The following is a 22,939-nucleotide window of genomic DNA, read 5'->3' as shown; positions in this document are numbered from 1 at the left end:
TCGTAAAGCTCCCGGCTTTGGCTGTGGGGAGATGCAGGGTCCGGGTCAGAGAGGGCTCGCAGGCGGCTCGGCCGGCAACGGGGGCTAAAGGCGGATGCCGGCAGCGGCACTCGCCCTGAAGCGAGGAGCGAAAGGAGAAGCCGGATGCCGCATGAGAAGACGCGGGTGAGGAAAGGAGAGGAGAGGGTCTTATGCCACTTTGTTATGAGGAAATCGTCAGCCACGGAAGTCTGGGCGACCCGGCGGAGGGACTGAGACGCCTGGTCCTGCGCGGCAGTGCGGCCGCCACAGCCCGTCCGGGGCAGTTTTTGCACGTGCGGGTGAGCGACCGGCTGGAACCGCTGCTCAGACGCCCTTTGAGCATTGCCGCCATCGATCGTGCCCGGGAGGAAGTCACAGTGCTTTACCGGGTGCGGGGAAGGGGAACAGAGGCGCTGGCGCAAAGGCAGCCCGGCGAGAGGCTCGACGTCTTGGGCCCTTTGGGCAACGGATTCAGCCTGCCCGAAAAGGGCGAACTATGGCTGGTGGCGGGAGGAATCGGGATTTTTCCGCTCTACGCCCTGGCTCAAGCCGGTTTGGCCAGAGGTTTAGAGGTTCGCCTCTTCTGGGGCGGGGAAAGCCGGGGATTCCTGGAAAGTGCCGGTCTCGGTCAGTGGAGTGATCTCCGCATTCCTCTCCATCTGAGTACCATGGACGGGAGCCTGGGGGACAAGGGGGCGGTGACGGTTCCGCTCGGCGGTTATTTAAAATTAAATCAGACAGGTCCGGCAAAAGAGTCTCAGGCTGCCCGGCGCGGGCGGTCTGCGGAAGAGGCCCGGGCAGCCGGGAGCCGGCGGTCAGCGCCGGGGGTCGAAGCCACGGAGGCAGAAGCCGCAGGGGTCGAAGCCCTGGAGGCAGAAGTTGCAGGGGTCGAGAGCGCCGGCGGGAAGCGTTCCGCCGGGGGTTGTCCGGCCGGACAACCCCCGCGGGATTTGTCTTGGGCGGTCTGCGGGCCGAGGGGTATGATGCAGGCTGTCGCCGAATTAGGGGTGGCGCGCGGATTCAGGGTGGAAGTTTCTTTGGAAGAACGCATGGCTTGCGGCGTGGGGGCTTGCCTCGGCTGTTGTGTCACTGTGCGGGATGAGCGGGGCCGCCGGAGCAAACGCAAAGTCTGTCAGGACGGACCGGTTTTTCCGGGGCGGGAGGTGGTCTGGGATGTTACCGAATGAGAAGAAGGAAGCCAAGGGGGCCGGGGTTGAGCTGGAGGTGTGCTTGGGGGGTCTGACCTTGAAAAACCCCGTCATTGCCGCGTCCGGCACTTATGGCTTCGGCCGGGAGTATGAACAGTACTGCCCGGTGGAAACCTGGGGAGGTATCGCGGTCAAGGGGATTACTCCCGAGCCGCGTGCGGGCAACCCGGCGCCGCGGCTGACGGAAACCCCGGCGGGAGTTCTCAATGCGGTGGGTTTGGAAAACCCCGGTTTGGAGGAATTCCTCAAGTCCTATCTGCCCCGCCTGCGTAACCTGCCCACAGCCGTCATCGTCAATATCTCCGGTTTCTCAGTCGAGGATTATGCCCTCCTGGCCCGTTCCCTGGGGCGGGAGGCCGGGATAGCCGCTTTAGAGGTCAATATATCCTGTCCCAATGTCAGGCACGGGGGCCTTCAGTTCGGAACGGATGCGCGAAGCGCGCAAGAAGTGGTGGCGGCGGTGAGACGGGAAACAGACCTGCCGGTCATCGCCAAACTTTCTCCCAATGTGACAGATATCCGGGAGCTGGCCCGGGCCGTAGAACGGGGAGGCGCGGACATCATCTCCTTAATCAACACGCTCTTAGGCATGAGTATTGATGTGGAGCAAAGACGCCCGGTTTTGGGCAATCTTTTCGGCGGGCTTTCCGGACCGGCCATACGTCCGGTGGCGGTGCGCATGGTCTGGGAGGTTTATCAGGCCGTCGCTCTGCCCATCATCGGGATGGGCGGGATCACGGGCTGGCAGGATGCGGTCGAATTTTTACTGGCGGGGGCCAGTGCGGTGAGCATCGGCAGCGGGAACTTCGTGAACCCGCGGGTTCCGTTGCAGGTCTTAGAGGGACTGGAGGGCTATTGCCGCCGGCAGGGATTTTCATCCGTGCAAGAGTTGACGGGATTGGCCCAGACGGAACTGGCACGCCGCACGCATAAGGGCTTCGCCAGAGGCTGAAAACCGCGGCGGATCAATTAGAAGAGGGGGTTAGACCTTGGCTGACAAGCCCGACAGGCTGAGTGAAAAAATTATTGTCGCTTTGGATTTGCCGGGAAGGAAAGAAGCCTTACAGATGGCCGGGGCTTTGGCGGGGAGCGGCTGCCGGGCGAAAGTGGGCCTTGAACTTTACGCTTACGAGGGCCCCCGGCTGATAGGCGAACTGAAAGAACTGGGTTTTCCCGTGTTTTTGGACTTGAAACTGCATGACATTCCGGCGACGGTGGAGCGCACGGTGCGGGCTTTGCTCAATTGGGAGCCCGAGATGTTGGATGTCCACTGCAGCGGGGGTTATGAGATGATGGCCAGGGCGGCGGAAGCGCTGCATGAGGCGGGCGCGCGGAGAGGATACAAGCCCAAGCTTTTGGGCATCACGGTGTTGACGAGCATGAGCGAGGAGGCCCTGCAGCGGGAACTCGGGGTGAAAGTTCCCTTGGAAGAACAGGTGGCCGCCCTGGCTCGCCTGGCCCAGCGGGCGGGATTGGACGGAGTGGTTGCCTCCGCGCGGGAAGCACCCCTTTTGCGCAGGGCCCTGGGGCCGGATTTTCTTCTGGTGACACCCGGTATCCGTCCGCCCGGGAGTGCCCCGGATGATCAAGCCAGGGTGCTCACCCCGAGGGAAGCTTTAGCCGCCGGCAGTTCTTACCTGGTCATCGGCAGGCCGATCACCCGGGCGGAAAATCCGCGTCAGGCCTTGGCCAAGATTTGGGAAGAGGCGGAGTAACCCCATGAAAGATCGGCAAGAGGCGGAGCGGCCCTATGAAAAATTCGGGAAGAGGCGGAGCCGCTGTTTGAAAGATTGGGAAAGAGGTGGAGTACCCTATGGAAGAAGAGCTTTTAAACATTTTTAAAGAGAGCGGGGCGCTCTTGGAGGGGCATTTTCTCCTCACTTCCGGCCGTCACAGCGGGCGCTATATGCAGTGTGCCCAAGTGTTGCAATATCCCCATCTGGCCGCGCGTTTAGTCGGAGAGTTGGTGCGGCCTTTCCGGGACATGGGGATTGAAACCGTGATCGGACCGGCCATGGGCGGGATTCTGGTGGCTCACGAAGCGGCCAGGGCTTTGGGTGTGAGGGCCCTGTTTACGGAACGGGAAAACGGGGTTATGCGCTTAAGGCGCGGTTTTAAGCTGACGCCGCAGGAGAAAGTCCTGGTGGTCGAAGATGTGATTACGACAGGGGGATCGGTGCGTGAAGTGATCGAAGAAGTGCGGCAAAGCGGCGCCCTGCCGTTGGCTGTGGGCGTTTTAGTCGACCGCAGCGGGGGCAGGGTCGACTTCGGCCTTCCCCTGACAGCCGCGGTAGAGTTGGAAATCGCAACTTACCCCGCGGAGGATTGTCCCCTCTGCCGCCAGGGACTGCCCTGTGTCAAGCCCGGCAGCCGGACTCCGCGCTGAGACCGGACCGGGAGGTTCAGCGGATGATCATCCACGGACGTTGCTCCCCGCTGCGGACTGAGGCCAAAGGGGAGTCGTTGCGGATTTTTAAGATGACAATTGAATAGCATTTTGATATAATTCTCTCGCATGTTGGAATCTGGGGATTTGGCTTCAAAGCCGGTCATGCGGGGTGCCTGAAGCACAGAGAATGCGGAGTTGAGGGTCATGGTTTCGGCGGCGGGTTTGGGCCTGGGGGGATTTAGAGAGAGGGAGTCGTGCAATGTGAAGAAGTTGATCTTGTTCGTCATAGACTCTCTCCACCCCGTTATTTTGGGCCGGACCTTGTCGGAGGGCAACGCGCCGGCGCTGCGATTCCTGGCCCGCAATGGTGAGTATTTCCAGAAAGTGGTGTCTTGTTTTCCCACCATGACGCCGGTCGCGATGAGCTCGATCATCACGGGGCGTCCGCCGGATCAGCACGAGGTTCCGGGCTTTATTTGGTATAACGAAAAAATATCTCAAATCGTCGATTACGGAGCGACTTGGCAAAGCCTGCTCAAACTGGGGCCCGACCGGGTGATCCGCAATTTGCTCAAACGTCTGAATGAGGAGCACCTAAGCCCGGAAATCTCCACCCTTTACGAGAAGCTGGAGGAAAAAGGGCTGACGACCGGCAACATTAACTTTTTTATTCACAGAGGAGTTCAGGAATATATTACCCGCATTCCCCTGCTCATGTCCTTGGCTACCGGCTTCCGCCTTTATAAGGAGAAAGTTTGCGGCCCCAAGGTCCTGACTCTGGGCAGTCTGACCCATCCGGTCCTGGGTAAGCGCCCTTTTTTCCCGCACAACGGAATTTTCCATCGCTTCGGTTTCAATGACATTTATTCGGGACGGATGGCGAGCCAAATTATCGAAGCGGGACAGCAGCCCGATTTCTTGATGGTTTATTTTCCGGACAATGATAAGCACTCCCACCAAAAAGGTCCGTGGCGGACGGGTGCTTCGATCGAGCGCGCCGACCGGCAAGTGGCGGCTGTCTTGAATGCCTTGGGACCCTGGGAAAAGGCCTTGGAGGAGAATGTCATTATCGTGACGGGGGACCATGCGCAGACGACCGTGGGTTTGGGTAACGAGTACCTGATTGACCTTGACCGTGCCCTGCGCCCTTTCAAGCGCCTGAAAGCGACGGAAAAAGAAGAGGATAAAACCAAAGAAATAGCCATTTGTCCCAACGAACGAATGGCCTTTATTTATATCCTGGGACAGAGGAAGCGGGTATTACCCCAACTGCTGGAGATCCTGGCGCGCGATCCGCGCAATGCCCAGATTGCCTGGAAAACCCGGCACAAACAGTACGCGGTGCTCCAAGGCGGCACGGAAAAGCGGCTCCATTTCTATCCGGGCGGCCCTTACCGGGATGTTTACGGGCAAACCTGGGGCTTTGAGGGAAAACTGGAGGTGGTGGACGCTCAACTGGGGCCGGACGGGGTGCTTACGTTCGGGCAATACCCGGATGCCTTCAGCCGTCTTTCCTCCTCTTTGGAAGCCCGCAAAGGCAGCCGGATCGTCCTCTCGGCGCGCTCGGGCTATGAGTATTTTGCCGAAGGAGGGCCCATCCATCCCGGGGGAGGAAGTCACGGCTCATTGGAACAGGAAGACTCAATCGTGCCCATGATTATCGCGGGGACGGGGCAGACCCTGGAAAACCCCAGGATCACGGACTTATACGGTTTCATTGTCAAGCATTTCGGTTTTGCCGGTACGAACTGAGAGACCCGGCGGGGGCTCCCCGCTGTCCGGTCCGCGGCTCAAGATCTCCTCTCTGTTTTTCAGGCTGCCGGCGGTCTCTCTGTTTTTCGGGCTGCGCGCAGGTCCAGCTGCTTTTCAATCGGCTTTTCCGGCGGCTGCAAGGCTGCCGGGGTTTTCCGTGGCCAGGAGGGCGTCGAGAACCTCCTGCCGCGGTGTCACAAATAAGGTCCAATTCTGCTCGTAAATAACCATTCCCGGTTTGGCAGAATTGGGCTTTTTGATTTGGCGCACATGGGTATAGTCGACCGGGACGAGCGACGAGCCCCTGGCCTGGCTGAAATAGACGGCCAAGGCAGCGGCTTCTTCCAAGGTAGAGTCGTCGGGAAAGTCTTCCCCGCCGGCCAGAGGAATGAGGACGTGGGAACCGGGGATATTTTTGACATGAAGCCAGAGGTCTTCGGGTCTGCCCTTTTTTAGAGTCAGCCAGTCATTTTGCCGGTTGTTTTTGCCGACCAAAATTGTGCGGCCTTGGCTGGAGCGAAAGGAGCGGGGCTTTATCTCCGGTCCGTTTTTTTTGTTGCCGGTATTTCTCTTGCCTTCTCGGGTGAGGGATTTTCCGGACAGGTATTTTTGCTCGACGAGTTCGTTGTGGATTTCCTCCAGATCGGCCTGATTTTCGGCTTGTTCGAGGCTGAGAAGGACGGAATCAAGATAGGACAGGTCGGCCAGGGCGGCTTGCCGCAGGGGTTCGGTTTTTTGCAGGGCCGCTTTGGCCTTGTTATACAGTTTGTAGTAGCGCTGGGCGTTGTCAATGGCATTTAAGGCGGGATCGAGGGGGATGCGCACAAGGGGTTGTCCCTCTTCGTGATAATCTTCCACTTCCGCCTGGGTCATACCCGGCTGAATGCGGTAGAGATTGGCTGTGAGCAGTTCGCCCCAAAGCCGGTACTTAAAAGAAGTACGGGCCGAACCCAGGGTCTCTTCATAGATGTTCAGTTTTTTGCCCAGGTGAGAGTGGATTTCGCGTACCCGTTTAAGCAGGGAGCCACGCTGGGCGGCCAAGGCGTTCCGGCCCGAACGGGTTTCGAAGAAGCGGGCCACCGTCTCGTTCAGACTGGAATGGACGGTACAGGGGAGGCCTTCATACTGTTCATAAGGCACAAAGGTAAAAGCCGCCGGAGTGTGGTCCCCCCGGAAGCGGTAATATATCCGGGGATCGGGGTGAGTCCCCTGCTTTCGTCCCAAACGGGTGTAAGTTTGGTAGAGACGGACCAGATCGATCTCTCCGCAGTCGCCGAGACGGGTCTCGTGCTCCAGCCCGGAGGCGAGCACGATCTCCAGGGCGAGTTCCGGGCCGAGGCCATCAAAACGGGCGAGAAGGATGTCCCTGAGCTTACTTTCCAGATCGTCGGCCAGGAGCGTTTCCCGGAAGCTGTCCTCGTCGGCCGCGCCGAGTTTTCCTTGAGAAGGGGGAAGGAGGTAGGGGCGGCCCGGCAGGACTTCACGATGCCGGCTCAGGGCGTGGGAATAGCGGCGGATGCCGTCAAGAATCAGGCCTGTCTCGGGGTCGATGAGCAAAAGGTTGGAGTGCTTGCCCATGATCTCCAGAGTGAGGTGCAGGGTCGCCAAATCCCTGTATTCGTTATAATTCTGGATGTCCAATGTGACGATGCGTTCTAAGCCCAACTGGCGGAGAGCCAGGATCTTGCCGCCTTCCAAATGTTTGCGCAGGATCATGCAGAACATGGGCGGACTGGCAGGGTTTTTCCTGCTCAACCCGGTCAGGTGAAGGCGGGCGCCCGTGGAACCCGTGTTGAGCACGAGACGCAGGGAGGTCCCCCGGCGGCGGAGAACGAGGTGGACCTCATCTTTCTCCGGTTGGAGGATCTTGTCGATGCGGGCTCCGCTCAGTTGCGGGGCCAGTTCCGCTGTCAAGTAGGAAAGGGTAATCCCATCTAAAGCCATAGCTAAAACTCCCTTAATTATTTATTCAATCGCAAGACTGCCGCTTCTACAAGTGGGAGTGGGTCCCACGTACCCCGCTTCGGTGGGGGTAGACTCCATCCTTCGGCACAAAAGCATAATTTCACGCTCTGTGCCTACGGCGATAGTTTCCGCCGGAGACTATCGCCACCGAAGTCATCCTCACCGTAGAAATATTCTTGGAAAGCTTGAGGTTCGGCGATAACGCACACAGGTCACTATCGTGAGTGTTCAGCTTAAGCTGAACGGGTTCACCGGTATGATGGGTATGCACAGGTTCCCGTTGAACCGTGGGCTCCGGCTTCATTCTAGCGTATCACGGGGCCGGTTTCAAACCTGGGGTTCAGGGGAGACGAAGGAGGTGAATCCCGCCTGGGGTACGCGGGACGCTGCGCCGTATCCGCGGGACGACCGCAGAAGCGGCTATTTTCGGGGCAGGGTGAGCGAAGCAAACAACCGTCCCGAAGCCCGGTGAGCGCGACGAAGAAAGAAAACCGGAGAAGGTGGACAGGGGGTATTTTTGTCCACGTTTGCGAATATGGATGATCAGAAACGTAAAAGGGAGGAAAGCGAGGGTATGAAACAGCAGGCATGGCATGTTTTACCTTGGCTGGATGTGGCGAAAATTCTCAATGTCCATCCGGGCAAAGGCTTGAACATGAGAGAGGTCAACCGCAGGTTGGCGGAAATCGGGCAGAATGTTCTCAGCGAGAAGAAGGGAATGCACCCGGTTTTCCTGTTCTTGGGGCAGTTCAAAGACTTTATGGTCATGGTGCTTTTGGCGGCGACTGTCGTCTCCGGGCTTTTGGGCGAGTTGGCGGACGCCGTCACGATTATGGCCATTCTCATTATCAATGCCATTCTGGGGTTTATCCAGGAATACCGGGCGGAACGCTCGATGGAGTCTTTACGCTCCCTGACGGCCCCGGAGGCGCGGGTTCTGCGGGAGGGACGTGAGCAAAAGATTCCGGCGGCGGATCTGGTACCGGGGGATATCGTGCTTCTCGAGGCCGGGGACCGGATTCCGGCCGATTTGCGCTTCATCCAAGCGGTCAACCTGGAGATTGAAGAATCGGCCTTGACCGGGGAATCTCACCCCGTGAGAAAAAATATCGCGCCCCTGGAGGACGACCTTACGCCGATGGCCGACCGGAGAAATATGGGCTATATGGGTACCACGGTCGTCAACGGCCGGGGGGCCGGGGTCGTCGTGTCGACCGGGATGGACACGGAGATGGGTGTCATTGCCGGAATGATTCAGAGTGTCGAGGAAGAAGAAACTCCCCTGCAGAGACGTCTGGCCCAGCTGGGCAAATGGCTCGTGATTATCAGTGTGGCGGTGTGCGCGGCCGTGGTCATCACGGGGATCATGCGCGGGGAAGGGTTCTCCAAGATGTTTTTTGCGGGGGTCTCTCTGGCCGTGGCGGCCATTCCCGAGGGGCTGCCGGCCATCGTGACTGTGGCCCTGGCTATCGGGGTGCAGCGGATGGTGAAACGCCAGGCGATCATTCGCAAACTGCCGGCCGTGGAAACTTTGGGTTGTGCTACGGTCATCTGCTCGGATAAAACCGGCACGTTGACCAAAAACGAGATGACTGTGAGGCGGATTTACGCGGGCGGCCGGATGATTACGGTTTCCGGCCGGGGCTATGACCCGAAAGGAGAGTTTCAGGGGGCGGATCCGGAACAGGAACGCGAACCCTTGCGGGAGGCCCTGAGAATCTCGGCTCTTTGCAACAACGCTACCCTGACCAAAAAAGGAGTCCAGGTGGCCGGACTCTTTCGCTCGCCGGCCAAGGACGCGCCATGGGGTATCGAGGGGGACCCGACGGAAGGGGCCCTTTTGGTGGCGGCAGCCAAAGGGGGAATTTGGCGGGAGGTTCTCGAACGCAAAGAAGAACGCTTGGCTGAGATACCGTTTGACTCCGAACGCAAACGCATGAGTGTGGTCTACCAAACCAAGAGAGGCAAAAAGGCTCTGGTGAAAGGGGCTCCGGACACAATCCTGGGGCTTTGCCGGCGAGAGTTGACCGACAAGGGAGCGGTGGCCCTGACTGACGAGCGCCGGCGGGAAATCATGCGAGCCAACGACAGCATGGCCCGCCAGGCCTTACGGGTCCTGGCTCTGGCCGAAAGGGATGTGCCGGAATCGCTGTCCCCGGAGGCGCTGGAACAGGACCTGACCCTGGTCGGACTCATGGGCATGATCGATCCGCCCCGCTCCAGCGCCCGCAAAGCGATTCAGGTCTGCCGCCGGGCCGGGATTAAGCCGGTCATGATCACGGGGGACCACCGCCTGACGGCGGAAGCGGTGGCTGAGGAACTGGGGATTTTGCGGGGAAAGCGGGCCGGGGTGTTAACCGGGGTCCAGATGGACACGCTGACGGATGACGAGTTGACCGACAGGGTGATGGATGTTGCCGTCTACGCCAGGGTGACGCCGAGGGACAAACTGCGCATTGTTCGGTCTCTGAAAAAACGCGGCCAGGTCGTAGCCATGACCGGGGACGGGGTTAACGACGCTCCGGCCGTGAAAGAAGCGGATATCGGGGTATCGATGGGCAAGACCGGCACGGATGTGACCAAAGAAGCTTCGGCTATGGTGCTGGGGGACGATAACTTCGCCACGATTGTCGCGGCGGTGGAAGAAGGGCGAGCCATCTACGACAACATCCGCAAATTCATCCGTTACCTGCTTGCCTGTAATTTGGGGGAAGTCCTGACTATGTTTGTGGCGACTCTGGTGGGATTGCCCCTGCCCCTGCTGCCGATTCAGATCTTATGGGTCAATCTGGTGACCGACGGACTGCCGGCCATGGCCCTGGGTGTGGATGGGGCGGATCCTGACATTATGGAGCGGCTGCCGCGCGCTCCCGGGGAAAACATCTTCGCCCGGGGCTTGGCTCGCAAGATAGGGGTGCGGGGAACGCTCATCGGGCTTGGCACGCTGGCGGTCTTCGTCGCCGCCCTCTTTCTGGGGAGTGACATGTTGGCGGCCAGAACGATGGCTTTTTCGACTCTGGTCTTTTCCCAGCTTTTCCACGTTTTTGACTGCAAATCCGAAGACAGGGGAATTTTTGAGGTGGGAATCTTCTCGAATCCTTACTTGGTCGGGGCGGTGGCCGTGTCGGCTTTAATGCAGCTCAGCGCTGTTTATCTCGCTCCCATGCAGACCATTTTTAAGACGGCGGCTTTGCTCGGATGGCAGTGGGGCCTGATCCTGGCGGTGGCCGGAGGACCTTCGGTCCTTATCGGGTTTTATCGCCTGATCAGAAACACCTGGTTAGGCAGAACAGCGGGGGAGAAAGTATGAGCCCGGCCCGCTGCAGGCCCCGTCGCTCTCGGGCGCACCGAGTGCCGGGAGTCAGCCGTGCCGGCGGCAGGGGGGATTTTTCCGGCAATATGTTTCGAAGCCCATCCGCTGAACTGACAAACCGCGCCATGTTCCGGCAAGACACACGTGCCGGCGGCAGGGGGGTTTCCCCCGGTTCAGCGTCCCGAAGTCCGTCCGGTGAACTGACGGAGAGTGCACTATCCCTGCCAGTCTACGATCTGCAGTCAACCAGTGGCGCGGCTTAAGGCCGCAGCGCCCGCGGGCGCGGACGCTCCTCAACTCGGACGGGCTCCGCAGGCAATTGCCTATCCGGCATCCGCGGCACCGGTCTGCAGTGCGGACCGGCGTGCGCAGCTTGTGCAGCTTGGCAACGGGTTTTATGCTCTGTCGCCGGCACTTTTGAGGCACGGGGATCTGCCCCCGAATAGTTACCCCTGCCCAATGTCCGTGTTGTTCGGGTTAACGGGCTAATCCGCCTGTTGACCCCGTGTGTGTTTTCGTAGTATTCTTAAACGGAAAGCCCGCACGCCCGTCTGGGCGTCTGCCAACCGGGGAGAAAGGCGTCCGCCGGAGCGTCGGTGAAAAGTGATCCGGCATAAGGGGAGCTTTCGTCCCGCGAGGAAAGCAGGGGTTTCCCGGGGCTGTCAAGCAGGCTGGTGCTTATGTCCTGAGTCGGGGCTGTCAAGCAGGCTGGGGCTTATGTCCGGAGTCGGGGCTGTCAAGCAGGCTGGGGTTCTGTCCTGAGTCGGGGCTGTCAAGCAGGCTGGGGCCTATGTCGCGAGAGTTAGGGGTGCTAATTTATGGAGTTTGTCAAAATGCACGGCCTGGGAAATGATTTTATCCTTTTGGACCATTTTCTGAGCGCTCCTTTCAGTGATTATGAGGGTTTGGCCCGCAAGCTTTGCCATCGTCAATTCGGTGTCGGGGGGGACGGGCTCCTGGTTGTTCTGCCTTCGGGGGAGGCGGACGTGCGCATGCGCATTTTCAACCCGGACGGCTCCGAGCCGGAGATGTGCGGCAACGGCATCCGTTGTTTAGCGCGCTATGCTTATGAGCGCGGCTATGTGCAGCATAATCCGCTTCGGGTGGAAACTCTGGCCGGTATTCTCAGTATCGGGCTCAGGTTGGCTCGGAAAGCTGATCAGAGTGGTGAAGATAGATTGAGCGGTAACGATAACCTGAGTGATGAAAATAGTCTAAACGGTAAAGACAACCCGGGCGGTCAAGACAATCTGAACGGTCAAAACAATCTGAGCGGTCAAGACAACCTGAGCGGGAAAGACAACCCGACTGCTGAAGACAACCAGAACGGTCAAGACAACCGGAACGGTAAAGCTAATCAGAGCGGTAAAGATCAAGCGGAAAGTCCCAGGGAAGATAAAAATCAAGATCAAGATAAAGCTGAAAACGTTGGGGAAGCAAAAGCAAAAGCTGAAGCTAAAGCTGAAGCTAAAGATAAAGATAAAGATAAAGTAGAAAGCGTCAGGGTGGATATGGGTGAACCGGTTCTCGACCCCGAGTCCATACCGGTGCGCTGTACGGGCAAGCGGGCCCTGGGCGAGAGCCTGGAGGCGGAGGGAAGAGCATTCCGCTTTACGGCAGTGTCCATGGGTAACCCGCACTGCGTGATTTTCGGCGAAAACTTGTCTGAGAAGGATTTTTACCGTTACGGGCCTTTAATCGAAAAACATCCCCTCTTTCCCCGCAAGACGAACGTGGAATTCATCACGGTGCACTCCAGGCAGGAAATGACGATGAGAGTTTGGGAACGCGGGGCGGGCCCGACTCTGGCTTGCGGTACCGGAGCTTCGGCCGCGGCTGTGGCGGCGGTACTGAATGATCTCATTGACCGGGAAGTGACCGTCCACTTGCCGGGGGGCGACCTGTTGATTGAATGGGCCGGCGATAATCACGTTTATATGACCGGTCCGGCTGTGTATGCCTTCCGGGGGGTATGGCTGGAAGAGTCAACTACCCCTGACCAAGAGGCTTGGCCGCACGCCCCTGGCTTTAGCGGGCTTTTGACATGGGGAGAGTCAACTATCCCTGACTGAAGTCAGAAATAGCCGGGCTCCGATGCCCATGAAACGCCGGGGCGGAGCATCAATCCGTATCGTTTCTGTCAGAACAGAACAGGACACTGAACGTTTTCCAACCGGGCTAAAGCCGGGACAGAAAGATGCCGGCGTCCGGGGGGTCAAGCGGGGCCAAGACCCACCGTTACCCGAGAGGGTGAAACGGGAGAAGCCGCCGGGCGGGGGAGCGAAACGGGACAGAAACACGCCGCTGCCCGTGAGGGTGGGACGGGGAGAGGCCGCTGCCCGAGAGGTGAAGCGGGGCTAAGATGTGTCTTCACCCGTAAGAATCGGAACGCGAGACGTTGCCGTGAGTTGCGGCCGAGCGAGAGGATGAAAAAGGCTTTTGGCGCCGCCAAGCGGTCAGGGGCAGCGGGGGACAAGAGGTTCCCCGTTCTTTCGTGCCCGGCGGACAAAGTTCTTGCATAGATTGGCAACCGGTTGCGCAAGACATAGATCAAGGATGAAGGAGAGGATTCGATGGCAATCAGTATGACGGGGTTCGGCCGGGGAGAGGCCGCCGGCGGGGGTTATCGGGTCACGGTGGAACTGAAGTCCGTCAATCACCGTTTCCTGGAGGTGGCGGCCAGGCTGCCCCGGCCGTATGCCGGGCTGGAGGAGCGGGTGCGGAAGGTGATTCAGGAAAGCGTCCGGCGCGGGAGGATCGAAGTCTATATCAATACGGTGGAAACGGAAGAAAGAAAGAGATTGGTTAAGGTTGACAAAGAATTAGCGCTGTCGTATGATAAAACACTGAAGGAACTCGCGTCAGCGCTCCAGACGTCTTATGAGACAGACATCTACCGTTTGGCGGTCTTGCCTGAAGTCCTGCGAGTGGAAGAAGCCGAGGTGGATTTGGAGGAGGTCTGGGAGGTTTGGGCTAAGGCCCTGGAGCAAGCCTTGGACCGTTTTAACGAAATGCGGCGCGCGGAGGGCGTCAAACTGGCCCAGGATATGCAAAAGCGGTTCGAGGGGATCGGAGAGGATCTCCGCTTGATTGAGGAACGTGCCGGGATCCTGCCGGCCGAGTACAGTGAGAAGCTGAAGGAAAGGATTCAGATCTTGTTGGGGGAGACGGTGGTGGATGAGGCCCGTCTGCTCAATGAGGCCGCCTTCTTTGCCGATAAGGTTTCCATTACGGAAGAGCTGGTCCGCCTGCACAGTCATATCCTGCAGAGCGGCGGGGCCTTGCAGGCCGCCGAACCCAGCGGGCGTAAACTAGACTTTTTGCTTCAGGAAATGAATCGCGAGATTAACACCATCGGTTCGAAGGCCAATGATTTGGCCGTCGCTCAAGTTGTGATCCGGGTGAAGAGCGAGTTGGAGAAAATCCGGGAACAAGTGCAGAATATCGAATAATATACATATTGGAGGGTTCAGGTTGGATATAAGGTTAATTAACATCGGCTTCGGCAACATCGTTTCGGCAAACCGCATTGTTACCATCGTCAGCCCGGAATCCGCACCGATCAAGCGCATCATTCAGGAGGCCAGGGACGAAGGGATGCTGATCGACGCCACCTATGGCCGCAGGACGCGTGCTGTGATCATTTGCGACAGCCATCATGTCATTCTCTCGGCGGTTCAGCCCGAAACAGTAGCGCATCGGTTGTCCGCCAGGGACTCCGGCGTCCATGCGGAAGATCCCGCGGATTAAGGTGAGTGGGGTGGAGAAAAGCAACGGTTTGCTCATCGTTCTTTCCGGTCCGTCCGGTGCCGGCAAAGGGACGCTCTGCCGGGAACTTCTGCGCCAGGTTCCGGATGTGGTCTATTCGGTCTCGGCCACCAGCCGGGCAGCGCGCCCCGGGGAAACTGAAGGGATTCATTATTTTTTCCGTTCCAGGGACGAGTTCCGGGCCATGGTGGAGCAGGACGAACTTCTGGAGTGGGCTGAGTTTTGCGGCAACTATTACGGTACGCCGCGTTTTGCCGTTGAGCAGTCCTTGCAAGCAGGCCGGGATGTGATCTTGGAAATTGAGATTCAGGGCGCACTCCAGATCAAAAAGCGCTTTCCCCAAGGAGTGTTTATTTTCGTGGTGCCGCCGTCTTTGGATGTGCTGGCAGAACGGATTCACAAGCGCGGGACCGAAGCCGAGGAAGTTATCCGTAAACGCCTGGACACTGCCGTACACGAGTTGGAATACGTTTCTGAGTATGACTATGTGGTTGAGAACGATGAAATTCCTGCGGCGGTAGAAAAACTGCACAGCATATTGGTCGCGGAAAAATGCCGTGTGAAGAGGAGACCGTTGTTCTTTAAGGGGGCAGTTTCATGAAACAACCTTCCTTGGATGTTTTGATGCAAAAAGTGGACAGTAAATATACCCTGGTCGTGGCGGCGGCCAAGCGGGCCCGTATGTTAATGGAGAATCCGGACCAAGAGGAATTGGACAAGGGTGTCAAACCGGTAAGTGTGGCTCTGGAGGAAATCGCAGAGGGAAAACTGATTCTAGAGAAACCTCGCGAAGGGACTAAATGAGGAAGCGACCAAAGGATACAAATCAAATCTCGGCCTAGCCTGGGACGAAATTGCGCAGGGAAAATAATTTAGGAAGCGCTTGTGAAGGGATTAAAGGATGCTTGAAGGCAAGAAGATTCTGGTGGGGATTACGGGTGGTATTGCCGCTTATAAAGCCGCCGAAATTGTGAGTCGGCTGCGAAAGATGGGAGCGGACGTGCACGTGGCCATGACGGATTCCGCGGTCCGGTTTATTACTCCGGTCACTCTGCGGAGTCTCTCCGGGAATCCAGTGCACCTGGATCTGTATGCGGAACCGGCCCTGGGAACGGTTGAACACGTGGCTCTGGCGGTATTAGCCGACGCGGCTTTGATTGCCCCGGCCACGGCCAACTTTTTGGCGAAAATGGCGATTGGCTTGGCGGACGATTTCCTCTCCACCGTAATTCTGGCGACCAAGGCGCCGCTCTTTGTCGCGCCGGCCATGAATCACGTCATGTTCCACAGCCCGGCCACCCAGGACAACCTTCGCCTTCTGGAGGAGCGAGGGGTGAGGGTTATCGGCCCGGCCAGCGGTTTTCAGGCTTGCGGCAGCGAGGGAGACGGGCGGATGAGCGAACCGGAGGAGATCGTCCGTTTCCTGGAACGCTTTTTCGCCCGGCAGGACCGTTTGCGCGGAAAAAGGGCCATAGTCACAGCCGGCGGGACGCAGGAACCCATCGATCCGGTGCGCTATCTGACGAACCGCAGCTCCGGGAGGATGGGCTATGCCGTGGCCGAAGCTCTGCAAGAAGCGGGCGCCGAGACGATTTTGGTCAGCGCTCCTACGGCGCTCTCCCCGCCGCCGGGTGTCGAAACCATTCAGGTATCCACGGCTCTGAAGATGCGTGAAGCGGTTCTGGACCGTTACGCGGAGGCTGACATTGTGGTCATGGCGGCGGCGGTCGCGGACTACCGGCCGGCTGAGGAAGCCGGGCAGAAGATCAAGAAGACCGGCGCCAATTGGCAGCTCGAACTCGTGCCCAACCCCGATATTTTGGCGGAATTGGCCCGGAACAAGGAAAAACGGATCTTAGTGGGTTTTGCGGCCGAGACGGAAAACCTCATTTCCTTTGCCAGGGAAAAAATTCAGCGCAAAAACCTGGACATGCTGGTCGCTAACGATGTGACTTTGCCCGGGGCGGGATTTGGCAGCCCGACGAATATTGTCAGTTTTCTCTTTCCCGACGGAAGGAGAGAAGATTTGCCTCAAATGAATAAACTCGAGGTTGCGCGCCGACTCGTTCAAGAGATCGAAGCTTTGCTCGGGCTGGAAACGAAGGAGTGAGGACATGGTAAAGAGACTGTTTACTTCGGAGTCTGTGACTGAGGGGCATCCGGACAAAATTTGCGACCAGATATCGGACGCGATTCTCGACGCGATTTTTGCCAAGGATCCGGAAGCGAGGGTGGCCTGCGAGACCGCGGTGACGACTGGCCTGGTCCTGGTGAGCGGGGAGATTACGACCCATTGTTATGTGGACATTCCTCATATCGTCAGAGACACGATCCGGGAGATCGGCTACACCCGGGCTAAGTTTGGCTTTGACGCCGACACCTGTGCGGTTCTGACTTCCATCGGGGAACAATCCGCGGACATCGCCTTGGGTGTGGACAAAGCCCTGGAAGCAAAGACCGGGGAAATGTCAGACGGCGAGATCGAGGCCATCGGGGCCGGCGATCAGGGCATGATGTTCGGCTATGCCACGAATGAAACGGACAGTTATATGCCGCTGCCGATTGACTTAGCTCATCGCTTAGCCCGCCGCCTGTCCGAGGTGCGCAAATCCGACCTTCTGGATTATCTGCGCCCGGACGGGAAGACTCAGGTGACGGTCGAGTATCAGGATAACAAACCGGTACGGGTGGACACCATCGTCATCTCCACCCAGCATCACCCGCAAATTGCCCAAGAGCAGATCCGGCGCGACCTCTTGGAGCATGTGATCTTTCCGACCGTGCCGGCAGAGCTGCTGGACGAGCACACGAAGTACTTCATCAACCCCACCGGCCGCTTTGTCATCGGAGGCCCGCAGGGAGACGCGGGGCTGACCGGGCGCAAAATCATCGTGGATACCTATGGCGGCATGGCCCGGCATGGCGGCGGCGCTTTCTCCGGTAAAGATCCGACAAAAGTGGACCGTTCGGCCGCTTACGCCGCCCGCTATGTGGCGAAGAATGTTGTGGCGGCCGGCTTGGCGGAACGCTGCGAGATCCAGCTCGCCTATGCCATCGGTGTGGCCCAGCCGGTCTCGGTCTCGGTCGAGACCTTTGGCACGGGCAGGATCCCGGATGAGGAGATCGGGAGGCTGGTCAAAACCAATTTTGATCTGCGCCCGGCCGGAATCATCAAAAGCCTGAACCTGCGCCGCCCCATCTACCGCCAGACCGCGGCCTACGGCCACTTCGGCCGCACGGATCTGGACCTGCCCTGGGAGATGACGGACAAAGCCGAGGCGCTGAAGGAGCAGGCGGGGTTGTAGGGATATTTGCAGAGATTGTGGGTACAGGGATTTGTAGTCAGGCGCAAGAACGAGAGACGCCCAGGCCCAATGCAAAAATGTAGGTCTTAGATGAACGAGCGCCTGATCCTAAACGAAAGAGATTCCGATGGGCGTGGTTAGATGGATAGCCCACGGTTCTGGCAGGGATGACCTTAGTCTTGAGTGGTCAAGGTCTTGTCTGGGGAAAAGACACGGGGATTGTCTGATGGGATCACCTAAGGAAGAACCCCCTGGGCCTTTGTAGGGTCCGGGGTTATTTTTTTGTCCGTAGCAGGGGGCGTTTTTATGTGTGGCTGGGGCAAGAAAGGCCGGGATAAACAAGGTCGAAACAAAAAAAAGACTAGGACTCAAGAGACTGGGCCAAAAATCCGATAGAATTTTTACACGGAGTGCCCCTGTTGCAGATTTTTGTCCTCAGGCTTTGTTAGAATGTAAGGAGATGGGGAAGACACCTGTCGTGTAAGAAGGCCGACAGAGATGTCCTCACAGAGGATGAATATACCACAGAGAGGATATCTCTGTCGTGTAAGAAGGACCCAACGGGAGGCAGGTACCTGGAAAGCCCGACCAAGCTCGCGGTCAGAGACCCACTGGACACGAATATTTCAATATCTTGAAGGAAAGTACCTCTTTTTTGGCGAACACTTAGAACATTTAGAGGAAAAATGTTCTTTCACCGAGAAATACATGAAGATCGGGTCGATAGTGGGTCGTGTGTCGGTTTCGAGCCGTGTTGCGGTTCGGTCCTAGGACCTATTGCGGTTCGCGCGGGGGCAAGGCGCAGCGAGTAGAGGAACTTTTAGCCTATTGGGTACGGTGGTCTCCGCAGTACGGGGCCCAAGAAGTGCATGCTTGCGGAAAAGCGAATATCTACAAATTTACACGTAAATTTATCACGCCTTGCCACGCCAAGAAGCACTCGGTGTGCCCGGAAAAGAGGATGATAGAGAAAAAAGGAAGGGGGAGAAAGGGATGCGGGTAAGGATGTTTCTGCGGTTTTTAGAGGATGGCTGGCTTCCGATTCACTACAATTATTGGCTGCAAAGTCTCGCGTACAGCCTGATGAACGGTGAGGTTGGGATGAGAGTCCACGACTTTGGTTTCGAAGGGGAGGGCCGGGTGTTTCGCCATTTCACTTTTTCCCGACTTCTGGGACGCTACGAACTGACGCCTGACCACTCCAAGATACGATTTGCGCAAGGATGCCAATGGGTGATCTCGTCGCCCGTGGACGAGATTCTGGGAGCACTGGCAACCGGAATCCTGAGGGCCGGCCGGATCAACGTCGGACCTGTGGTGGCCGAGGTCGAGGAGGTCCGGGTGGAGAAACCAAACGTGATGCAGGGTTGGCAGGGAAATGACGAGCCCCAGGATTCGGAAACCGCGATAAGGATCCGCGTACGAACATTGTCGCCCATTGTCGCTTACAGCACGCTGCTTAGAGGGGATGGGAGCAAATACACTGTTTATTTCCAACCGGGTGAGGCTGAATTTCAGCGGCTTGTGTCGGATAATTTGGAGAGAAAGGCAGCAGGCCTTGAGGAACTGAACCCTTCAGTCTGGCATAAGGAGGTGAGGGATGTCCGGCACGGCAGAATGGGAGAGAAAGGCCAGGGTGAAAAAGAAGGGTACGGGAGGCAGGCGGAGGATGCCGGTGAAAAAGAGAAAAGGGGGGACGGAGTGGACAGGGAGGAAGGAAGGGGCGGAAGGGTGAACCTGCCGAAAGGAGGAAACACATTGGAAAGAGGAAACGTGCAGGGGAGGGAAAGGAAGGATGTGAGTGAAGAAGGGTTGGCAGGGAAGGGAGGAAAGAAAGGAAACACCTCGAATGCGGTAGGGCTGCGCCTTCGGGCACTTGGCCAACCGCGCCTGCACATCATCGAATATAAGGGAGGGATTATCAAGGGATATTCGGGTTCTTTGGAGTTGTATGGGGTCCGGAGTTTACTGCAACTGGCCGTAGACGCGGGCTTGGGGAGTAAAAATGCCCAGGGTTTCGGGTGTTTGGAACTGATGGGAAGGGGGTAACGTCCACCGGAATTTCCGCAGCAGGTTCCTCACTTGTTTGGAGGTAATGGGGAGGGGATAACGGGGATCGAAGTCCTGTTAAACGCAAAGTCCCATCAAGAGGAGGTGGTTAAACTATGATTGCCTCAATGCGTGCCTTGGCATTGGACTACCTGATTGAACAACTGGGTGGCGGAACCCTAAGTGAAGGAGCTTCGGCAAGCGATGTCGAGGCTTGGTACAGGAGCATAAGAACAACTTCCCCGGGAAAGTTGTTTTCCTACCTGGTTGAAGACAGTGGCAGGGTGGACAAGGTTTATATATTGGAGGCGGAATCGGGGGACACAGTAAGGTTATCTGTCCAAGAGGTAGTGGCGGAAGGAACGCGGCCCGGAGGGGGATGTCCAAGTCACAAATTGCCCTTTATGAAACCATCAGGAAATATGAGTCCGGCGGTTGGTCCGGTTATTAAAAGGACCTATGCAAAAGAAAAAGGTGGGGGCCCGTCGGAAAATGTTTTAAATAACACTCTGAAGTACTTTCGGGAGGTGGCGCAGGCGCAAAAGCCCTGGTCCGCGTATTTCGCCGAAATCCTTAATCTTCTGGCAAGGCCGCAGATCAGATTGACAGACGGAACACTGGTCAACTGGAAAGAGGAGGGCTATTCTTCTCTTCTCGCTTGCGCCGTGGACCGTATCGGGCCGGAGAAAAATACGGTTTTTTTAACTGTAAGGGACGCGGCGGGAAAACTCCCCGGAGAAAAAGAGATTTACACGGACTACCTTCTGCTAGAAAAGCTGGCGGGAGATCGCTATGTGACCGGAAGCTCACCGGCCCAAGAAGGTGCACGCTGCCCACTCTGTGGGCAAGAAAATGTTACAGTTTTCCCCAACGGGCTTAAAGGGGCAGGGGTAAACCTGCTCAATACCGACCGAGCGGGGGTTTTCCCAGGAATAGACCCTCTGGCGGCATGGAAGGGATATGCTCTATGTGCCGCCTGTGCCGACCTGCTTTATGTGTTTAAATTCCATGTCCTGAAGAAGGGGGGGGCCGACAAGAAAAGGCAGCCCTTCGGCGCAAGAGTGGCCGGCGACAGCGCCTTGGTCATTCCGGAGTTTTTCCCGGGAATTCCTTTAGACATGCGGCTGAGTTGTATTCATGATGTCCAACAATACGTCGAGAAGTTCAAAGGAGATGTGGAGGCGGAGGAGGAAGGCCTACTCGACCGTCTGAAAGACGAACAGGGGATTCTCAATTTGACCATTCTGTGGGCGGATGTGGGGCAGAACATTGAGAATGTGTCCGGTATAATCACGCAAATTTTACCAAGTCGGTTACGCTATTTGTCCGCTTTCAACGCGCAGACGCGAGCATGGACCAGTCCACTTTTCCCCGGCAAGTTCCTGGCAAACGGGTCTCTCAATTTTAAACCGCAGTTAGCTTTATCCGCCCTCAATTCCTTGTTTTTACGGCCCGGTGGGAACAAGACCAAAGACTTGAATAGCAGCAAACGGCTAGCTCAACTGAAACGCCTTCTGGCTGCCGCTATTTATCACGGTACCCCAATAGGGGAAAAAAGGTTTTGGGATGAGGTGTTAATCACGGCGCGCTGCTATTTGGCAGAAGCGGTGGAGAATAAGGACGGTTATCGCAGTCTCCTGTACGAGTTTGTGAGTAAAAACGGAAAAGAGATTTCTGCCGCTGCTTGGGTTAAACACGTTCATTGGTATCTCAGGTATTTTTCAAGTGAAGGAGTGGGTGTGCTTCCAATGACGAGAGAGCGATTTCAACCGGCGATGGAGAGCCTTAAACCTTATTTCGGCGAGGAAAGCGGGATAGATACGCCCGAAAAAGCTTTTGCCTTCCTTTTGGGAGTGCTTTATGGCAAGCTGCTTCAAGTTCAGGGGGCGAAAGGAGTCAACGTCGGCGCGAATGCTTTGACATGGCTCAAGAGGCTGACTCTCAAAGGAAAAGATCTTCCCGAACTGTATGTCAAGACACGGGAAAAACTTTTAGCTTATGAGGCAGAGAAGAGTGCGGAGATTCGCATGCTTATACAGGAGCTGGGGCAACTCGGGATCAGCCTGGGGGATCACGTTCAACTGGACGAAGTAAAGACCAACTATTTCTTACTTTTAGGACAATCAATGACGGAAAACATTTTACCGTCTAAAGCAAAAGAACAGGAGGCACAAAAATGAGCGAGTCGATTAAAGCACTGAGTGGACGGCGTGAATTTCTCTTTCTGTATGATATTAAGATGGGTAACCCGAACGGAGACCCTGACGAAAACCGGCCCCGTGTATTACCGGATGGAACTTATTATGTCACGGATGTCCGCTTAAAACGTTTCTGCCGGGATTTCTTGAAGAGCCGGAAGTACGAGATTCTGGTGGACAGCATCGAGGGCCGCACCACAAACCTGACCGGAAGGGTGGTGCATTACCTCGCCAACAACGGCAAAGAAAAAGTGGATGGAAAGGCATTGGTCGACGTTCTCCTTAATGCCTTCATAGATGCCCGCTTGTTTGGGAGTTCCCTAGCTTTTAAGGCCGAGAAGTTGAAAGACGAAAAAGGCAAAGACCAAACTTGGGAACCGAAACCAGAGCCGAAGACGCTGACCGGTGCCGTACAGCTCAATATGGGCGAAGTATTGCATCAGGCGGAGAGTGTCGATATTCACGGAACTTCTGTCTTCGCAAGCGATGACACCAAGAGTCAGGGCACGTTTACGTCGTATTACGGTTTACGCTACGCTTTGATCGGTTTTTCCGGGGTGGCGAATGAGCATTCGGCACAGGTATCCCGGTTAAGTGATGAAGATTATGAGCTCTTTCTCCACTCGCTTTGGCACGGAGTGAGAAGTGCGGGCAACACCCGGACGAAGGTGGGTCAGATCCCTCGTCTGCTTCTCAGCATTGAATATCAACCGGGGGAGGAATTTCAATTCGGACGGCTGCACGACTATGTAAGACTCGAGGCTGCCACGGGAAAAGGGGAGAAAGAGTGGGCTTCTCCTGATGACTACCGGGTCGATCTGGGAAAGCTCCTGACCCGGATTGAAGGGGAGAGAAGCCGGATTTCCAATGTGCGCTATGCCTTATCGAAAGATATGGCACTGACCGAGCCATTGCCGGAGTATTGGGAAGAGTTCGCTGTCGAAGATCTTCCCCAGGGGAAATGATGCCAG

17 protein-coding genes and 1 pseudogene are annotated in these 22,939 nt (G+C 57.0%); 17 read left to right on the top strand and 1 reads right to left on the bottom strand.

Going from position 1 to position 22,939, the window contains the following annotated elements:
* Nucleotides 1–191 precede the first annotated feature (191 nt).
* The 5 genes from MNU25_RS16995 to MNU25_RS16975 all read left to right on the top strand — a co-directional run bounded on the left by MNU25_RS16995 (nucleotide 192) and on the right by MNU25_RS16975 (nucleotide 5,370).
* Complete coding sequence (locus MNU25_RS16995; RefSeq protein ID WP_240986153.1) at nucleotides 192–1,208, top strand: dihydroorotate dehydrogenase electron transfer subunit; 1,017 nt, start codon at nucleotides 192–194, stop codon at nucleotides 1,206–1,208.
* Nucleotides 1,195–2,181, top strand: coding sequence for a dihydroorotate dehydrogenase (locus MNU25_RS16990; RefSeq protein WP_240986152.1), 987 nt, complete (start codon nucleotides 1,195–1,197; stop codon nucleotides 2,179–2,181). Before MNU25_RS16995 ends, MNU25_RS16990 begins: the two co-directional genes overlap by 14 nt.
* 37 nt (nucleotides 2,182–2,218) lie before the next feature.
* Nucleotides 2,219–2,944, top strand: a complete 726-nt coding sequence (pyrF, locus tag MNU25_RS16985) for an orotidine-5'-phosphate decarboxylase (RefSeq protein ID WP_261485860.1) — start codon at nucleotides 2,219–2,221, stop codon at nucleotides 2,942–2,944.
* 98 nt (nucleotides 2,945–3,042) lie between these two features.
* A complete protein-coding gene (gene pyrE, locus MNU25_RS16980; protein WP_240986151.1) occupies nucleotides 3,043–3,615 on the top strand; it encodes an orotate phosphoribosyltransferase in 573 nt (190 codons plus the stop codon).
* A 264-nt stretch (nucleotides 3,616–3,879) separates the two neighbouring features.
* The gene (locus MNU25_RS16975) at nucleotides 3,880–5,370 is read left to right on the top strand and encodes an alkaline phosphatase family protein (RefSeq protein WP_240986150.1); all 1,491 of its coding nucleotides are present in this window, start codon (nucleotides 3,880–3,882) and stop codon (nucleotides 5,368–5,370) included.
* Nucleotides 5,371–5,484: 114 nt separating this feature from the next.
* Here MNU25_RS16975 and MNU25_RS16970 read toward each other — a convergent pair whose 3' ends face one another.
* Complete coding sequence (locus MNU25_RS16970; RefSeq protein ID WP_240986149.1) at nucleotides 5,485–7,314, bottom strand: Rqc2 family fibronectin-binding protein; 1,830 nt, start codon at nucleotides 7,312–7,314, stop codon at nucleotides 5,485–5,487.
* A gap of 595 nt (nucleotides 7,315–7,909) precedes the next feature.
* Here MNU25_RS16970 and MNU25_RS16965 point away from each other — a divergent pair.
* The 12 genes and pseudogenes from MNU25_RS16965 (at nucleotide 7,910) to cas7b (ending at nucleotide 22,933) form a co-directional block, all read left to right on the top strand.
* Entirely contained in the window at nucleotides 7,910–10,645 is a 2,736-nt protein-coding gene (locus MNU25_RS16965; protein WP_240986148.1) for a calcium-transporting P-type ATPase, PMR1-type, read from the top strand.
* 821 nt (nucleotides 10,646–11,466) lie between these two features.
* Nucleotides 11,467–11,793 (top strand): annotated as a pseudogene (gene dapF, locus MNU25_RS16960) (diaminopimelate epimerase); the annotation flags it as partial.
* Between the two features lie 366 nt (nucleotides 11,794–12,159).
* Nucleotides 12,160–12,720, top strand: a complete 561-nt coding sequence (dapF, locus tag MNU25_RS20675; protein WP_420838699.1) for a diaminopimelate epimerase — start codon at nucleotides 12,160–12,162, stop codon at nucleotides 12,718–12,720.
* A gap of 501 nt (nucleotides 12,721–13,221) precedes the next feature.
* A complete protein-coding gene (locus tag MNU25_RS16950; RefSeq protein WP_240986147.1) occupies nucleotides 13,222–14,100 on the top strand; it encodes a YicC/YloC family endoribonuclease in 879 nt (292 codons plus the stop codon).
* Between the two features lie 22 nt (nucleotides 14,101–14,122).
* On the top strand, nucleotides 14,123–14,398 hold the full coding sequence (gene remA / locus MNU25_RS16945; protein ID WP_240986146.1) for an extracellular matrix/biofilm regulator RemA: 276 nt from the start codon (nucleotides 14,123–14,125) through the stop codon (nucleotides 14,396–14,398).
* A gap of 10 nt (nucleotides 14,399–14,408) precedes the next feature.
* The gene (gene gmk / locus MNU25_RS16940) at nucleotides 14,409–15,017 is read left to right on the top strand and encodes a guanylate kinase (protein WP_240986893.1); all 609 of its coding nucleotides are present in this window, start codon (nucleotides 14,409–14,411) and stop codon (nucleotides 15,015–15,017) included.
* Entirely contained in the window at nucleotides 15,014–15,220 is a 207-nt protein-coding gene (gene rpoZ, locus MNU25_RS16935) for a DNA-directed RNA polymerase subunit omega (RefSeq protein ID WP_240986145.1), read from the top strand. Before gmk ends, rpoZ begins: the two co-directional genes overlap by 4 nt.
* Before the next feature lie 97 nt (nucleotides 15,221–15,317).
* On the top strand, nucleotides 15,318–16,526 hold the full coding sequence (coaBC, locus tag MNU25_RS16930) for a bifunctional phosphopantothenoylcysteine decarboxylase/phosphopantothenate--cysteine ligase CoaBC (protein ID WP_240986144.1): 1,209 nt from the start codon (nucleotides 15,318–15,320) through the stop codon (nucleotides 16,524–16,526).
* A gap of 4 nt (nucleotides 16,527–16,530) precedes the next feature.
* Nucleotides 16,531–17,721, top strand: a complete 1,191-nt coding sequence (gene metK / locus MNU25_RS16925; RefSeq protein ID WP_240986143.1) for a methionine adenosyltransferase — start codon at nucleotides 16,531–16,533, stop codon at nucleotides 17,719–17,721.
* Between the two features lie 993 nt (nucleotides 17,722–18,714).
* Nucleotides 18,715–19,770, top strand: a complete 1,056-nt coding sequence (locus MNU25_RS16920) for a CRISPR-associated endoribonuclease Cas6 (RefSeq protein ID WP_240986142.1) — start codon at nucleotides 18,715–18,717, stop codon at nucleotides 19,768–19,770.
* A gap of 116 nt (nucleotides 19,771–19,886) precedes the next feature.
* Entirely contained in the window at nucleotides 19,887–21,950 is a 2,064-nt protein-coding gene (locus tag MNU25_RS16915; RefSeq protein ID WP_240986141.1) for a TM1802 family CRISPR-associated protein, read from the top strand.
* A complete protein-coding gene (gene cas7b, locus MNU25_RS16910) occupies nucleotides 21,947–22,933 on the top strand; it encodes a type I-B CRISPR-associated protein Cas7/Csh2 (RefSeq protein ID WP_240986140.1) in 987 nt (328 codons plus the stop codon). Before MNU25_RS16915 ends, cas7b begins: the two co-directional genes overlap by 4 nt.
* Nucleotides 22,934–22,939: the final 6 nt, after the last annotated feature.

Source organism: Acididesulfobacillus acetoxydans (assembly GCF_902729405.1).
Lineage (GTDB): Bacteria > Bacillota > Desulfitobacteriia > Desulfitobacteriales > Desulfitobacteriaceae > Acididesulfobacillus > Acididesulfobacillus acetoxydans.
The sequence above is the reverse complement of the archived record's forward strand: the minus strand, read 5'-3'. Positions and strand labels throughout refer to the sequence as shown.